The sequence below is a fragment of the Phaeovulum vinaykumarii genome (assembly GCF_900156695.1).
Taxonomy (GTDB): domain Bacteria; phylum Pseudomonadota; class Alphaproteobacteria; order Rhodobacterales; family Rhodobacteraceae; genus Bieblia_A; species Bieblia_A vinaykumarii.
In genome coordinates, this window is the sequence record NZ_FTOM01000007.1 from 67751 (window position 1) to 83066 (window position 15316).

The 15316-nt window shown below is 70.0% G+C and carries 11 protein-coding genes; 4 read left to right on the top strand and 7 right to left on the bottom strand.

The features are described from left to right. Positions 1 to 113: 113 nt before the first annotated feature. On the bottom strand, positions 114 to 2582 hold the full coding sequence (locus BW949_RS13000; protein WP_076366781.1) for a penicillin acylase family protein: 2469 nt from the start codon (positions 2580 to 2582) through the stop codon (positions 114 to 116). Positions 2583 to 2774: 192 nt separating this feature from the next. Here BW949_RS13000 and BW949_RS13005 point away from each other — a divergent pair, with 192 nt between their 5' ends. Next, on the top strand, positions 2775 to 3647 hold the full coding sequence (locus BW949_RS13005) for an NAD(P)-dependent oxidoreductase (protein WP_076366783.1): 873 nt from the start codon (positions 2775 to 2777) through the stop codon (positions 3645 to 3647). Positions 3648 to 3745: 98 nt separating this feature from the next. Here BW949_RS13005 and BW949_RS13010 read toward each other — a convergent pair whose 3' ends face one another. The 3 genes from BW949_RS13010 to BW949_RS13020 form a co-directional block, all read right to left on the bottom strand. Beyond that, positions 3746 to 5185, bottom strand: a complete 1440-nt coding sequence (locus BW949_RS13010; protein WP_076366785.1) for an NAD(P)(+) transhydrogenase (Re/Si-specific) subunit beta — start codon at positions 5183 to 5185, stop codon at positions 3746 to 3748. Positions 5186 to 5204: 19 nt separating this feature from the next. Next, complete coding sequence (locus BW949_RS13015) at positions 5205 to 6779, bottom strand: Re/Si-specific NAD(P)(+) transhydrogenase subunit alpha (RefSeq protein ID WP_076366787.1); 1575 nt, start codon at positions 6777 to 6779, stop codon at positions 5205 to 5207. Positions 6780 to 6938: 159 nt separating this feature from the next. Further along, positions 6939 to 7415, bottom strand: a complete 477-nt coding sequence (locus tag BW949_RS13020) for a methyltransferase family protein (RefSeq protein ID WP_076366789.1) — start codon at positions 7413 to 7415, stop codon at positions 6939 to 6941. Positions 7416 to 7578: 163 nt separating this feature from the next. On the opposite strand from BW949_RS13020, the gene kynU reads away from it, so the two are divergent. The 3 genes from kynU to BW949_RS13035 are packed head-to-tail and all read left to right on the top strand — an operon-like array spanning position 7579 to position 11490. After that, a complete protein-coding gene (kynU, locus tag BW949_RS13025; protein WP_076366960.1) occupies positions 7579 to 8766 on the top strand; it encodes a kynureninase in 1188 nt (395 codons plus the stop codon). A gap of 1 nt (position 8767) precedes the next feature. Continuing rightward, positions 8768 to 9265 (top strand): (2Fe-2S)-binding protein, encoded by a 498-nt coding sequence (locus BW949_RS13030; RefSeq protein ID WP_076366791.1) that lies wholly within the window; start codon positions 8768 to 8770, stop codon positions 9263 to 9265. After that, complete coding sequence (locus tag BW949_RS13035) at positions 9262 to 11490, top strand: xanthine dehydrogenase family protein molybdopterin-binding subunit (protein WP_235816302.1); 2229 nt, start codon at positions 9262 to 9264, stop codon at positions 11488 to 11490. The genes BW949_RS13030 and BW949_RS13035 overlap by 4 nt, the downstream gene beginning before the upstream one ends. A gap of 66 nt (positions 11491 to 11556) precedes the next feature. Here BW949_RS13035 and recN read toward each other — a convergent pair whose 3' ends face one another. The 3 genes from recN to lpxC form a co-directional block, all read right to left on the bottom strand. Then, a complete protein-coding gene (gene recN, locus BW949_RS13040; protein WP_076366793.1) occupies positions 11557 to 13206 on the bottom strand; it encodes a DNA repair protein RecN in 1650 nt (549 codons plus the stop codon). Positions 13207 to 13238: 32 nt separating this feature from the next. Then, positions 13239 to 14042 (bottom strand): outer membrane protein assembly factor BamD, encoded by an 804-nt coding sequence (locus BW949_RS13045; RefSeq protein WP_076366795.1) that lies wholly within the window; start codon positions 14040 to 14042, stop codon positions 13239 to 13241. 272 nt (positions 14043 to 14314) lie between these two features. Continuing rightward, on the bottom strand, positions 14315 to 15256 hold the full coding sequence (gene lpxC / locus BW949_RS13050; protein WP_076366797.1) for a UDP-3-O-acyl-N-acetylglucosamine deacetylase: 942 nt from the start codon (positions 15254 to 15256) through the stop codon (positions 14315 to 14317). Positions 15257 to 15316 lie beyond the last annotated feature (60 nt).

The window sequence follows — 15316 nt, forward strand, 5'->3', positions numbered from 1 at the left end:
GCCGCGGGGATCGGGGGACCGCGGTCCGGGACACGGTGCGGGCATCAGGGCCTGCGCCCGTCTTCGCGCCTGGTGTCTCGCGGATCAGCTCTGAAAGCTGCGCTCTGCGGGCGTCAGTTCTGGCCCCGCCCCGGCGCGCGCGGCACCAGCCGCGTGATCCCGGCCGCGGCAGCCCGCGCAAGACCCGGGTCCAGCGACATCGGCACATATTCGCCGCGCCGCCACAGCTCGGACAGGTCGTCGTAATGGCGGCTCAGCGGATGGCCCGACTGCCCCGTGGCGATAATGAAGACCGAACTGTCGGGGTCGGCGAAATCATAGACCCCGCGATAGCCCGCGGCATGGACATTGGCATAGGGCGCAGGCCCCGTCCCGTCCGTCGCGCCGCGCATCAAGGTGAAATCCCCCCCCGAGGTCGATTGCCGGATGTTGACGATCCAGCCAAGGCCGCGCACCGCGCCCAGAACGGGGTGGTCCTGGCGGGCCTCGTGCGCGTCACCCCAGCGCCAGCTTTCCACGTTGTCGCCATAGCGCGCCGACAGCTCCAGCAGCGCGTCATCCAGCGCCATCCGCGCGATCTGCGCGCAGCTCTCGCGCGGGGCCGACTGGCGGACGTCGCACCAATGCCCCGCCCCGCCCACGTTGCGGAAGACGCGCTCGACGAAGAGCGGCTCGAGCTTGGGGAATTCCTCGGCCAGCGGGCCCAGCTCGTCGCGGATCAGCCGCGATTGCAGCGCCCGCATCCAGGCCGCGAAGATCAGCGGCTCGGGCATGTGCTCGTTCATCTCGCCGTCCCAGCGCGCCATCAGCTCCAGCGCGCGCTGGCGGCGGCGTTCGGGCGTGCCCTCGGGCGCGGCCTCGCCGGTGAACCACAGATCCGCCCCCACCAGCGGCAAAAGCCCCCGCGCCGCCGGGCTGACGGCATCAAGCTGGGCGGCGATGAAGCTTTCGCGGGAATGGACCTCGCGCTGATCCATCAGCCGCAGCCACCGCTGCACGCGCTGGCTGTCGCCCCAGTCGAAGCTGACATGGTTCGGAAAGGGCGCATCGGTGGTCTTGTTGTTGGTGTTGCCCACGATCCCCGAGACCGGCGCAACCACGCGCGGGTTGCTCTCGTAGGGCTGAACGCCCGCCCAGCGGTTCGCGGGCTTCCAGCCGGGCGCGGGCATCCGGCCCAGCGTCTCGTGGGACGGGTCGCGGTCGGGCAGCGCGCCCACCAGGACCATGCCCACCTCCTCGGCATCGGCCAGCGTCAGGTTCTGCGCCGGCGCCACGAAATCGCGGCCCGCCTCCATGCCTTCGGCAACACTGCGCGCGCCCATCAGCCCGACCACCGCCGACATCGACGTGTCGGCATGCGACAGCGCCGTCCAGGCCAGCGACACGACATGGCCCGGCGGCGTGACCGCGCCCAGCCCGAAGCGGTTGCCGGGCAGCACGGGACCGTTGTCGGTCCAGCGCAGCGTCAGCGTGACCGGCTTTTCGTCCTTGATCTCGATGATCGACCGCCGGGTCCGGAATTCGGCCCAGCCGTCGGGAGTGCGGTAGCGTTGCGGGTTCTCGGGGTCCAGCTCCTCGACATAGAGATCCAGATCGTCGGCATAGGCGGCGGTGACGCCCCAGCCCAGCGCGGCATTGCGCCCGGTGATGACGGCGGGCACGCCCGGAATGGTGCCGCCGATCACGCCGCCCGAGGCCAGTTCCAGCCGCGCCAGATACCAGATCGCGGGCGCCGACAGCGGCAGATGCGGGTCATTGGCCAGAAGCGAAGCCCCCGCCGCCGCGCGCGCGGGCGCCGCGGCAAAGGCGTTCGAGGCCGCCGCCATCCCCCGCGCGGGAAAGGGCGCCGGGTCGGCATGGGCATAGGCGCGCAGCCCCGGCGCATCGGGAAAGAGCGCGCCATAGGCCGGCGCCGACATCACCGCCGTTCCCGGCACGTCGGGCATCAGGTCGCGCGGCCAGTCGGGGTTCAGCAGCGAGAGTTGCGCGCGCAGAACCTCGGTGCCGATCTGCGTCTCGAGCTGGAGCGCCATCAGCTTCAGGATGGCCAGCGAATCCGCCGGCGTCCAATAGGCCACGGGCTGCGGGAACAGCCAGAACTCCGGCGCCCCCCGCCCGCGCGCGCCTTCGTTGACCAGCCCGATCCAGGCGTTCACGCCCTCGGCATAGGCCTTGAGCGCGGCCTGGGTGGGCGCATCCTGCACCGCCACCGAATCCGCCGCCGCGCCATAGAGATCGAGCCGGCGCATCAGCTCGTCCGAAGGCAGCGTGCGCGGCCCGAAGACCTCGGACAGCCGCCCCTGCACCGTGCGCCGCATCACCACCATCTGCCACAGCCGGTCCTGCGCATGCGCCAGCCCCAGCGCAAAGAACACGTCGCGGTCGTTCTGCCCGAAGATATGCGGCACATCCTCGGTCGAGCGCACGATCTCGACCGGCGCGGAAATCCCCGCGACCGCATGCGTCTCGTCGTAATCGGGCAGCGAGCGGGCGGCAAAGTAATAGGCCCCGCCCGCGGTCACGATCCCCAGGATCAGGACCAGCGAGACCAGCCGTGTCAGCCATGTGATGAGCAAGAGCATCGGGAGCACCTGTCAGGCGGTTACAGCCGCGCGCAAGAGGGGTTCGGACGGGTCTGCGGCGCCGCGGACTTGCACGCGGAGCCTGCCTCGGTGTCTAAGGCAAGGGGGGCCGGGCTTCAACGCCCCGCCGACGCCGAGGCGCGCGGACGCCAAGACCGCGCCGCAGGAAATCAAAGGGAGAGAGGGTTCGACATGGCAAGGGTGGCATTCCTGGGGCTGGGGGTGATGGGCTTTCCGATGGCGGGACATCTGGCCGCAAGCGGGCACGAGGTCACCGTCTACAACCGCACCGCGGCCAAGGCCGACGGCTGGGTGGCCACACATGGCGGCCGCGCCGCCCCCACCCCGCGCGCCGCGGCCGAAGGCGCCGATTTCGTGATGGCCTGCGTCGGCAATGACGATGATCTGCGCGCCGTCTGCCTGGGCGAGACCGGCGCCTTTGCCGGCATGCGCGCCGGCGCCGTCTTCGTCGATCACACCACCGTCTCGGCCGCGGTCACGCGCGAGCTGGCCACGACGGCCGGCGCTGCGGGGCTCGGCTATGTCGATGCGCCGGTCTCGGGCGGGCAGGCCGGGGCCGAGAACGGCCAGCTTTCGGTGATGTGCGGGGGGGCAGCGGACCATTACGCCGCCGCCGAGCCGGTGATCGCGGCCTATGCCAAGATCTGCAAGCGCATGGGCGCGGCCGGCGCCGGCCAGATGACCAAGATGTGCAACCAGATCGCCATTGCAGGCCTGGTGCAGGGGCTCTCGGAGGCGCTGCATTTCGCCGAGAAGGCGGGGCTGTCGATCTCGGAGGTGGTCGAGGTGATCTCGCAGGGGGCCGCCGGAAGCTGGCAGATGTCGAACCGCGCCGCGACGATGGAGGACGGCCGCTTCGACTTCGGCTTTGCGGTGGACTGGATGCGCAAGGATCTGGGCATCTGCCTCGACACCGCCAACGAGACCGGCGCCAGCCTGCCCGTCACCGCGCTGGTCGATCAGTTCTACAAGGATGTGCAGAAGATGGGCGGGGGGCGCTGGGACACCTCGAGCCTGATCGCGCGGCTGCGCAAGCTCGACTGAGCCGCGCGCCGCCCCCGCCACGGCGCAGACAGGGACACGGCGCAGACATGAAAAAGGCCCCGCCTCGGCGGGGCCTTTCCCTTTCACGGTGACGCCGCTCAATCGACGCGGGTCAGCAGCTCGTCGAGGCTCTTCTTGGCATCGCCATAGAACATGCGCGTGTTCTCCTTGTAGAACAGCGGGTTCTCGATGCCCGAATAGCCGGTGCCCTGGCCGCGCTTGGACACGAACACCTGCTTGGCCTTCCACACTTCCAGCACCGGCATCCCGGCGATGGGCGAGTTGGGGTCTTCCTGCGCCGCCGGGTTCACGATGTCGTTCGAGCCGATGACGATCACCACGTCGGTCTCGGGGAAGTCGTCGTTGATCTCGTCCATCTCCAGAACGATGTCATAGGGCACCTTGGCTTCGGCCAGCAGCACGTTCATGTGCCCCGGCAGACGCCCCGCCACCGGGTGGATGGCAAAGCGCACGTTCTTGCCGCGGGCGCGCAGGCGGCGGGTCAGTTCCGACACCGATTGCTGCGCCTGCGCCACGGCCATGCCATAGCCCGGCACGATGATGACGCTGTCGGCATCGTTGAGCGCCATGGCCACGCCGTCGGCGTCGATGGCGATCATCTCGCCCGAGATCTCCATCGCCGGGCCGCCCGAACCGCCAAAGCCGCCCAGGATCACCGAGATGAAGCTGCGGTTCATCGCGCGGCACATGATGTAGCTGAGGATCGCCCCGGACGAGCCGACCAGCGCGCCGGTCACGATCAGCAGGTCGTTGCCCAGCGTGAAGCCGATGGCCGCCGCGGCCCAGCCCGAATACGAGTTCAGCATCGACACCACCACCGGCATGTCGGCGCCGCCGATGCCCATGATCAGGTGCCAGCCGATGAAGCCCGCGATCAGCGTCATCACCAGAAGCGTCCAGATGCCCGCGCCGGTGAAATAGAGATACCCCAGCGCGATCGCCGCGATCAGCGCCAGCGCGTTGATCGCATGGCCGCCGGGCAGCTTCGCAGGCTTGCCGTCGATCTTGCCGGCCAGCTTGCCGAAGGCCACGACCGACCCGGTGAAGGTCACCGCCCCGATGAAGATGCCCAGGAACACCTCGACCTTCAGGATCGAGATCTCGACCGGGGATTTATGCGCCAGCTTCTGGGCAAAGCCCGCCAGCGTCTCCATGTCGCCGCCGGCCTCGCGCAGGGCCAGGACGTGGTTCAGCTCGATCTGCGCATTAAGACCGATGAACACCGCCGCAAGCCCCACGAAGGAGTGCAGCGCCGCCACCAGCTGCGGCATCTCGGTCATCTCGACCTTGCGCGCCACATAGGCGCCCACGGCCGCACCGATGGCGATCATCACCGCGATCACCGCGAAATGGCCGACGCCGGGGCCGAAGACCGTGGCCCCCACCGCCGCCGCCATGCCGACGATGCCGTACCAGACCGCGCGCTTGGCGCTTTCCTGTCCCGACAACCCCCCGAGCGAGAGGATGAACAGAACCGCTGCGGCGATATAGGCCGCCGAAACCAGACCGTAGGTCATGCTGTTGCCCTCCTCCGGCTCAGGACTTCTGGAACATGGCGAGCATGCGCCGCGTCACGAGGAAACCGCCCACGATGTTGATCGTGGCGATCAGGATCGAAACCGCCGCCAGGATGACGACCAGCCACGAGCCCGATCCCACCTGGAGCAGAGCGCCCAGGATGACGATGCCCGAAATGGCGTTGGTCACCGCCATCAGCGGCGTATGCAGGCTGTGCGAGACGTTCCAGATCACCTGGAAGCCCACGAAACAGGCCAGCGCGAAGACGATGAAATGGCTCATGAAGGCATCGGGCGCATAAAGGCCGATCAGCCCCATCAGCGCCGCGCCCACGGCCAGCACGCCGACCTGGAAGATCGTCTGCTTGCGGAAGGCGGCGGCCTCGGCCGCGCGCTTCTCTTCCGGGGTCAGCTCCTTGGGCTTGTCCTTGGGCTTGGCTGCCGCGATCGCCTTCACCTTGGGCGGCGGCGGCGGGAAGGTGATCTCGCCCTGATGCACCACCGTGGCGCCGCGGATCACGTCGTCTTCCATGTCATGCACGACCACGCCGTCCTTCTCGGGGGTGAGGTCGGTCATCATGTGGCGGATGTTGGTGGCATAGAGCGCGGACGCCTGCGCCGCCATCCGCGAGGGGAAGTCGGTGTAGCCGATGACGGTCACGCCGTTCTCGGACACGACCTTCTCGTCCATCACGGTCAGGTCGCAGTTGCCGCCCTTCTCGGCGGCAAGGTCAACCACGACCGAGCCCGGCTTCATCGCCGCGACCATGTCCTTGAGCCACAGCTTGGGCGCATCGCGGCCCGGGATCAGCGCCGTGGTGATGACGATATCCATCTCGGGGGCCAGTTCGCGGAACTTGGCCAGCTGCTTTTCGCGGAACTCGGGGCTCGAGGGCGCGGCATAGCCGCCGGTGGCGGCGCCGTCCTGGGTCTGGTCCTCGAAATCGAGGAAGACGAATTCCGCCCCCATCGATTCGATCTGCTCGGCCACCTCGGGACGCACGTCGAAGGCATAGGTGATGGCGCCCAGGCTGACCGAGGTGCCGATGGCGGCAAGACCCGCCACGCCCGCGCCCACGACCAGCACCTTGGCCGGCGGGATCTTGCCCGCGGCGGTGACCTGGCCGGTGAAGAAGCGGCCGAAGTTGTTGCCGGCCTCGATCACGGCGCGATAGCCGGCGATATTGGCCATCGAGGACAGCGCGTCCATCTTCTGCGCGCGCGAGATGCGCGGCACCATGTCCATGGCGATGACGGTCGCGCCGCGGGACTTGGCGCGCTCCATCAGGGCTTCGTTCTGGGCCGGCCAGAAGAACGAGATCAGGGTCTGGCCCGCGCGCAGCATGTCGACCTCGGCCTCGACCGGCGGGCGCACCTTGGCCACGATGTCCACCGCCTCGAACAGGGCGCGGGCATCCGGCAACACGGTCACGCCGGCGTCGGCATAGGCGGCATCCGAAATGCCGGCCTTGAGCCCCGCCCCCGACTGGACGAAGGCTTCATGCCCCAGCTTCTTCAGGTGCTGGGCACTGTCCGGGGTCAAGGCGACGCGCGCCTCGCCCGGAAAAATCTCGGCAGGAACCCCGATTTTCACGTCTTCTCCCCCTCATCTCAGGCCAGGACGTCTCTGGTGAGACCAGATCGTTCGCGGCCCTATAGCAGAACGTAATAATGTTTCACAAGCAAAACGCGGCAGCGCAGCATGACGGAGGTGCGGGCAAAACCGCGCACATCCGCCCAAGAACCGCCGCGTTCAGATCCAGCGCCGCGTCCGCGCGGCATATTCGGTCCAGCGGTCGCCGAAGCGTTCGGCCAGCCGCCTTTCCTCGGGCAGGACGAAGCGCACCGTCAACACCCAGATGAAGGCCGGCACCAGCACCAGCGACAGCCCCGCCCCGCCGGCCACGAAGATCCCCGACAGGATCAGCACGTCGCCCAGATAGATCGGGTTGCGCGTGCGGGAATAGATGCCCGTCGTGACCAGTTCGTCGGCGTGGAAATGCGGGATGATGGTGGTGTCATGCTCGCGGATCTTCTTCGCCGCAAGCCCCATCAGCCCCAGCCCCGCCAGGATCAGCAGACCGCCGAGCCCCAGCCCGAAGCCCCCGACCCCGCCGTGCCCCAGCGCGAATCCCGCAACCGCGAAGACCGCCGTCCAGCTGGGCGGCAGGTCGATCACCTGAAGGGGGTGCAGCTCCTTCAGGGCCTTGCGCAAATCGTCCTTGGCCATGGCCTTCTCCTGCTGATGGCACGAGCTCGCGGGGGGGGCGCGCGTGTTTGCGCTATCGAGGGGGCATTTATCCGCCAAGACCGCGCATGACAAGCACGGGGCTTGTGCTCGGGGGCGCAAAACCCCAGTCTCGGACCATATGCCGCTGCTTTCCCCGGGAGGGATCATGGATTTTTCCGCCACCCGCGCGCTGTTCGATCTGCCCGACGGGATCTGCTATCTCGACGGCAATTCGCTGGGCCCCCAGCCACGCGCCGCCGCCAGTGCCGCCGCGCGCGCACTGGGCGAATGGCAGGGCCAGCTGATCGGCGGCTGGAACGGGGCGGGCTGGATGGATCTGCCCGTGGCGCTGGGGGCGGCGATCGCGCCGCTGATCGGGGCGGCGCCCGACACGGTGGTCGTGGGCGAAACCCTCAGCATCCGGGTCCATCAGGCGCTGATGGCGGCCCTCGACCTGCGCCCCGAGCGCACCGAGATCGTGACCGACAGCGGCAATTTCCCCTCCGACATCTATATCGCGGCCGAGATCGCGCGCCGCCGCGGCCTGACGTTGCGGGTCGTCGCCCCAGACGCCGTCGAGACCGCGCTGGGCCCGCAGACGGCGGTCCTGATGCTGACCGAGGTCGATTACCGCACCGCGCGGCGCCACGACATGGCCCGGCTGAGCGCCCGCGCCCACGAGGTCGGCGCGCTCGCGCTCTGGGATCTGGCGCATTCGGCCGGGGCGGTGCCGCTCGATCTGGCGGGGGCGGGGGCCGATTTCGCCGTGGGCTGCACCTACAAATACCTTAACGGCGGGCCCGGATCGCCCGCCTTCCTGCATGCCGCGCCGGGGCTGATCGAGGCGGTGACGCCCGCCCTGCCCGGCTGGCTGGGCCATGCCGCGCCCTTTGGCTTTGACATGGATTATGCGCCGGCGCCGGGCGTGGCCCGGATGCGGATCGGCACGCCCCCGGTGCTCCAGATGGCCGCGCTCCAGGGCGCGCTGACGGTCTGGAAGGGACTGTCGATGACAGAGGTCTTCGCCACCGCCCAGGGGCTGGCCCAGCGGCTGATCGACGGGGTGGCCGCGCGCGCCCCCGCCCTGCGGCTGGCCTCGCCCGAGGATCCGGCCCGCCGCGGCAGCCACCTGGCCTTTGCTCACCCCGAGGCCCAGGCGATCATGCGCGCCTTCATCGCCCGCGGGCTGGTGGGCGATTTCCGCGCCCCCGACATCGTGCGCCTGGCGCTGACACCGCTTTACATCGGGCCGGCCGACATCGACCGCGCGCTCGACATCATCGCCGAGGTGATGACCTCCCGCGCCTGGGAAGACCCCGCCTTCGCCGCCAGCGCCGGGCCGGTGACCTGAGATGGCCGAGCTGCGCGTCAACGGCACCCTGCACCGGATCGACGCGCCGGGCGACATGCCGCTTTTGTGGGTGCTGCGCGACCTGCTGGGGCTGATCGGCACGAAATACGGCTGCGGCGTGGCCGCCTGCGGGGCCTGCACTGTGCTGGTGGGGGGCGTTGCCGTGCGCTCCTGCCAGACCCCGCTTGAGGCCGTGGACGGCCCCGTCACCACGATCGAGGGGCTGGGCCAGCCCGGCGCGCTGCACATCCTGCAACAGGAATGGATCGCCCATCAGGTCGCGCAATGCGGCTGGTGCCAGTCGGGCCAGATCCTGCAAGCCGCAAGCCTGCTGCGCCAGATCCCCCGCCCCAGTGATGCCGAGATCGACGCCGCGATGGCCGGCAATCTCTGCCGCTGCGGCACCTATCCGCGCATCCGCGCCGCCATCCACGCCGCCGCCGCGCGCCTGGCCGCCGAAGGCCCCGCGGCCGGAAATGCGGATGGGGGCGCGCCGTGAACGGGCGCAAGATCTGGCGGCGCGCCCGGCGCATGGGGCGGCGCGCCTTCCTGGTGGGGTCGGTCCTGACCGGGGCGGGCGTCGCCTTCGGCGTGCACACCGCCGCCCGCCGCCTGCCCAATCCGCTCCGCGGTGACGGCGTGATGAACCCCTGGCTGGTGATCGGCCCCGACGGCCCCGTCGTCGTCGTCCCCCGCGCCGAGATGGGCCAGGGCGTCACCACCACGCTGGCCGCCCTCGTCGCCGAGGAACTGGACGCCGACTGGGACGCCATCCGCGTGATCCACGGCCCCCCCGCCGCGGCCTATTTCAACCGCGTGATCCTGCGCCCCGCACTGCCCTTCGCCGAATACCGCACATCGGCGCTGGTCGAGGCGCTGGGCACCGCGACCGAGGTGCTGCCCAAGGCGATGGGGATGCAGATCACCGGCGGCTCGACCTCGACGGTGGACGGCTTCACCCCGATGCGCGCCGCCGGCGCCACCGCGCGCGAGGCCCTGAAGGCCGCCGCCGCCGAACGCCTGTCCCTGCCCGTGGCGGATCTGAAAACCGTTTCCGGCCATGTGGTTGCCCCTGACGGACGCCGCCTTGCCTATGCCGATCTGGCGCCAGATGCAGCCGGGCGCGACATGGGCCGGATCGCGCTGCGCCCGGCTGCGGACTGGCGGCTTCTGGGGCGCGCGCTCCCGCGCAAGGACATGGCGGCCAAGGTCACGGGCGCGGCGGTCTACGGGCTCGACATCCGGCTGGAGGGGATGCGCTTTGCCACGCTGGCCCGCCCCCCGGTCTGCGGCGGCACGCTGGCGCGCCACGACGCAAAGGCCGCGCAGGCGGTGCCGGGGGTCGAACGCGTCCTTCCACTGGGCGGCGGCATCGCGGTCGTGGCGCGGAACTCCTGGGCCGCGCTCAAGGGGCTCGAGGCCGCAGCGCCCGAATGGGAAACCCCTGCCGATGCCCCCGACACCGACGCGATCCACGAAGGCCTTGCCCGCGCGATCTCGGGCGGGCTGGCCAATTCGCGGCTGGTCTCGCGCGGGGGGGAGCCGCCTGCGGACACGCCCGTTCTGGAATACCGCCTGCCGCCCTTGGCGCATGCCACGATGGAGCCGATGAACGCCACCGCGCTGTTTCAGGGCGGGCGGCTGCACCTCTGGGCGGGCTGCCAGACGCCCGAGATCGCGCGCCATGCCGCCGCCCGCGTGCTGGGGATCGCGCCCGATCTCGTCGCGCTCGAGGTGCCCTTTCTGGGCGGTGGCTTCGGGCGCCGGCTCGAGACCGATTTCGTGACCCTTGCCGCCGAACTGGCCGGGCAGATGCCGGGCGTGCCGGTGCAGCTGTTCTTCTCGCGCGAGGAGGACATGACCCACGACTTCTACCGCCCGCCGCTCCTGGCGCGCGCACGGATCTGGACCGACGCCCAGGGCGGGCCGGGGCTGCATCTGGATCTGGCCACGCAATCGGTGACGCGCAGCGCGGGGCGGCGGATGACCGGCCTGCCCTCGACCGGGCCCGACAAGATCGGGGTAGAGGGCGCCTTCGACCAACCCTATGCGCTGCCCAACTTGCGCGTGCGCGGGCATCTGGCGGATCTGCCGCTACCGGTGGGCTTCTGGCGCTCGGTCGGGCATTCGGCCAATAGCTTCGTGCTGGAAAGCGCGCTCGACGAGCTGGCGCATCTGTCAGGCCGCGATCCCTTCGAGATGCGCCACGCCCTGATCGCCCCCGAAGACCCTTCGGCCGCGCGGGTGCTGGCGCGGGCGGCGCAGAATGCCGGCTGGGGGCAGGACGGGCGCGCGCTGGGGATCGCCTTCTGCCACAGCTATGGCACCACCGTCGCCGAGGTGATCGAGGTCACGCAGACCGAGCATGGCATCCGCATCCCGCGGGCCTGGGTGGTCTGCGACCCCGGACAGGCGCTCGATCCCGGCATCATCGCCGCGCAGATGGAGGGCGGGCTGATCTTTGGCCTTTCGGCTGCGATCCGCGGGCAGATCACCCTGACCGCGGGCGCCGTCGATCAATTGAACTTTCCCGACTTTGACGGGCTGCGCATCAACGAATGCCCCCAGATATTTGTCGATATCCAACCTTCGGGCCGTGATCCGGGCGGCGTGGGCGAACCCGCGGTGCCGCCTGCGGCCCCGGCGCTGGCCAATGCGCTGTTTGCGCTGACGGGCCGGCGCGCGCGCAGCCTGCCCCTTCAGGACATGTTCGATTTTGCATGATCGGGCGCGGTTTTCCCCGCGCCGCCATCACGAAATGTTGGAAAAGTGCAAGCGCCCCGGAAGGACTCAGCCCGCGATCAGCGCCCGCGCGGCGGCACGGGCGGCATCGGTCACGCTTTCGCCGGCCAGCATCCGCGCGATCTCGGTCTCGCGCGCGGGGGCGTCAAGCCCCACCACCCGCGAACGCGTCACCCCGTCCGTCACCGCCTTTTCCACCCGCCAGTGATGCGCGCCGCGTGCGGCCACCTGCGGGGAATGGGTCACGACCAGCACCTGCGCGCCCTCGGCCAGCCGCGCCAGCCGGCGCCCGACCGCATCCGCCGTGGCCCCGCCCACCCCGCGGTCGATCTCGTCGAAGATCATCACCAGCGCCTCGGTGCTGCGCGCCAGACAGACCTTGAGCGCCAGCAGGAACCGTGACAATTCCCCGCCCGAGGCAATGCGATTGAGCGCCCCGGCCGGCGCGCCGGGGTTGGTGGCCACCCGGAAGCTGACCTGATCGGCACCCTCGGGGCCCGGCGTCGCGGTCTCGATCACGGTCTGGAACACCGCACGCTCCATCTTGAGCGGCGCCAGCTCCTGGGCCATCGCCGCATCGAGCCGCGCCGCCGCCTCGGCCCGGCGCGCCGAAAGCTGCGCGCAGAGCGCGTCATGCGCGGCCACCGCCGCCGCCGTTTCCGCCGACAGCCGTTCCAATTCGCCCGCCCCCGCATCAAGCGCGTGCAGCCGTTCGGACAGATCCGCCGCCAGCGCCGCCAGATCGTCGGGCAGGACCGCATGCTTGCGCGCCAGCGCCCGGATGGCAAAGAGCCGCTCCTCGATGCGCTCCAGCTCGTGCGGATCGAAGGCCAGCTGCTCGAGCGCCTCCTCGACACCCTGATGCGCCTCGGCCAGCTCGATCACCGCGCGTTCAAGCGCCGCCATCGGCGCTTCGAGTAGCGCGCCGGCCGTGTCGACCGCCCCATCCAGCCAGCGCCCGGCATCGCGCATCAAACCCTCGGCGCCCTCGGGGCCAAGCGCCTGCACCGCGCGGGCCAGATCCGCGCTGATACGCGCGCCGGCCTGCATCTGGCGGCGGCGGGTGTCGAGATCGGCTTCCTCGCCGGCCTCGGGGGCCAGCTTCTCCAGCTCGGCCACGGCATGACGCAGGAAATCTTCTTCGGCGCGCGCGGCTGCAAGGCGCGCGCGCGCGGCGTCTTCGGCGGCGCGCGCGGCGGCCACCGTTTCCCAGGCCGCGCGCACCGCCGCCAGATCGGCCCCGGCCTCGGCAAAGGCGTCAAGCAGCGCGCGGTGGCCACGGGCATCCATCAGCCCGCGATCGTCATGCTGGCCGTGCAATTCGACCAGCGTGCCGGACAGCGCGCGCAGCACCTCGGCCCCGGCGCGGCGGTCGTTGACCCAGGCCGTGCGCCGCCCGTCTGCCGTCATCTGCCGGCGCAGGATCAGTTCCGCACCTTCCGGCAGGCCGGCCTCGCGCAGGATCGCGCGCGCGCCATGCCCCGCGGGCAGATCGAAGACGGCCGTCACCTCGCCGGTCGCGGCGCCCTCGCGCACCAGACCCGCGCGCGTGCGCCAGCCCAGGACAAAGCCCAGACAGTCGAGAAGGATGGATTTGCCCGCGCCGGTCTCGCCGGTCAGCACGTTGAGACCGGGCCGGAAGCCCAGTGTCAGATGCTCGATCAGCACCATGTCGCGGATCTCGAGCGAGACGAGCATTCCCCCGGCCCTTCAGCCCCTGTTGCGGCCTGTCAGAGCCAGTCGCCGCGGATGACCTGACGGTAGACGCGCGACAGCCAGTTGTTGCCCTTGGCCTCGGGGGCAAGCCCCCGGCCCTTCAGCAGGTTGAAACTGTCCTGATAGAAGGGCGAGGCCGAGAAGTTGTGCCCCAGGATCGCCGCGGCGGTCTGCGCCTCGTCGGTCAGACCCAGCGCCAGATAGGCCTCGACCAGCCGGTGCAGCGCCTCGGGCGTCTGGGTGGTGGTCTGGAAATCCTCGACCACGACACGGAAGCGGTTGATCGCCGCGGTGTAATGGCCGCGCTTGAGATAGAAGCGCCCGATCTCCATTTCCTTGGCCGCCAGATGGTCGAAGGCCAAATCGAACTTCAGCATCGCCGAGCGCGCATATTCGCTGTCGGGATATTGCTCGATCACCTCGCGCAGCGCCTGAAGCGCCTGATAGGTCAGCCCCTGGTCACGGCCCACGCGGTCGATCTGGTCATAATAGCTGAGCGCCAGCAGGTATTTGGCATAGGCCGCGTCTTCGTCACCCGGATAGGTGTCGATATAGCGCTGCGCCGCCGAGCGGGCCTCTTCGTATTTCTTGGCGCGGTGCAGGGTATAGGCCTGCATGATCAGCGCGCGCTTGGCCCATTCGGAATAGGGATAGAGCCGCTCGACCTCGGCGAAGTAGCGCACGGCTTCTTCGGGCCGGCGCGCGGTCACGGTCTCGAGCGCGTATTCGCCCTTCTTGTAGATCTGCTCCGCCGTCAGCGTGTCCAGCGGCGGCTCCTTGTTGCTGCCGCCACAGGACGCCAGCGCCGCAACCAGCATAAATCCGGCCAGTTTCCCTGCCCGAGAATTCCAGACCCGGTTGCCCGCGCTGTCCTGCCCCATCTGCCTGATCGCCCTGACGTTGTGCTGTTCCACCCAAGCCGAGGCGGGTGTTCGGCCTCGTGGTAGCACATTAAAATCGGGTGCGCAAAACGCCTTTCGCACTTTCGGGCAGAAGCGGTTTTTCCGGCGCGAACAAGACCCTGCGCAACATGGGGGCGGCCCGGCCAGGGCCGGGCGCGCGCGCAGGTGGTGAACCGGGAAAGGGGGCGTCAGGCAGCGCTGGCGCGCGCCGCGCCACGGCCCGCGGCATGGAGCGCACAGACACCCGCGCCCGGCAACGCGCCCGCAGCCACGGCATCCAGCGTCACCCATTCGGCGGCGCCGGGCGTGTCGAAAAGCTTGCGCAGCAGCGCGTTGGTCAGCGCATGGCCCGCACGGATGCCGGTATAGCGGCCCAGGATCGGCCCGCCCGCCAGCGCCAGATCGCCCATCGCGTCCAGCATCTTGTGGCGCACGGCCTCGTCGCGGTGACGCAGCCCGCCGGGCGACAGCACCTTTTCACCGTCAACGACGACGGCGTTTTCATAGGTGCCCCCCAGCGCCAGCCCGCGCGCGCGCATCGCGTCGATATCGGCGGCGCGGCAGAAGGTGCGGCAATCCATCAACTCGCGCACGAAGGCGCCGTTGGCCATGTCCAGGCGCTTGCGCTGATGCCCGATGGCAGGATCGGCAAAGTCGATCTCGAAGCGGATCTCGAAACGCTCGGCCGGTTCGAGCCGCGCGCGCGCCTCGCCCATCTGCACCTCGACCGCCTGGCGGATCGCCAGGGCCCGCAGCGGCCGGTTCTGGCGGACCAGCCCGACGCGGCGGATCGCCTCGACGAAGGGCGCGGACGAGCCATCGAGGATCGGCACCTCGGGGGCGTCGATCACCAGCCGCGCGTTCTGCACCCCGCAGCCCGCCAGCGCGGCCATCACATGTTCGATGGTCGAGACCTGCGCCCCCGCAACGCTGTCCGAGAAGATGCGCGTGCACAGCCGCGCGTCCTCGACCCGGTCCCAGAGCGCGGGGATCTCGAGATGATCGAGATCGCTGCGCACGAAGCGCAGGCCGTGATCTTCGGGTGCGGGCTCGATACGCAGCCGCACGGGGCGGCCGGAATGAAGGCCGACCCCCTTGAAATCAATCGCGGAACGAAGCGTGGTCTGCACGGTCGATCTCCCTGCGCCGATGGCGCGCCATTCTTGCCGCGGAACCTGCGGCCAATCCCC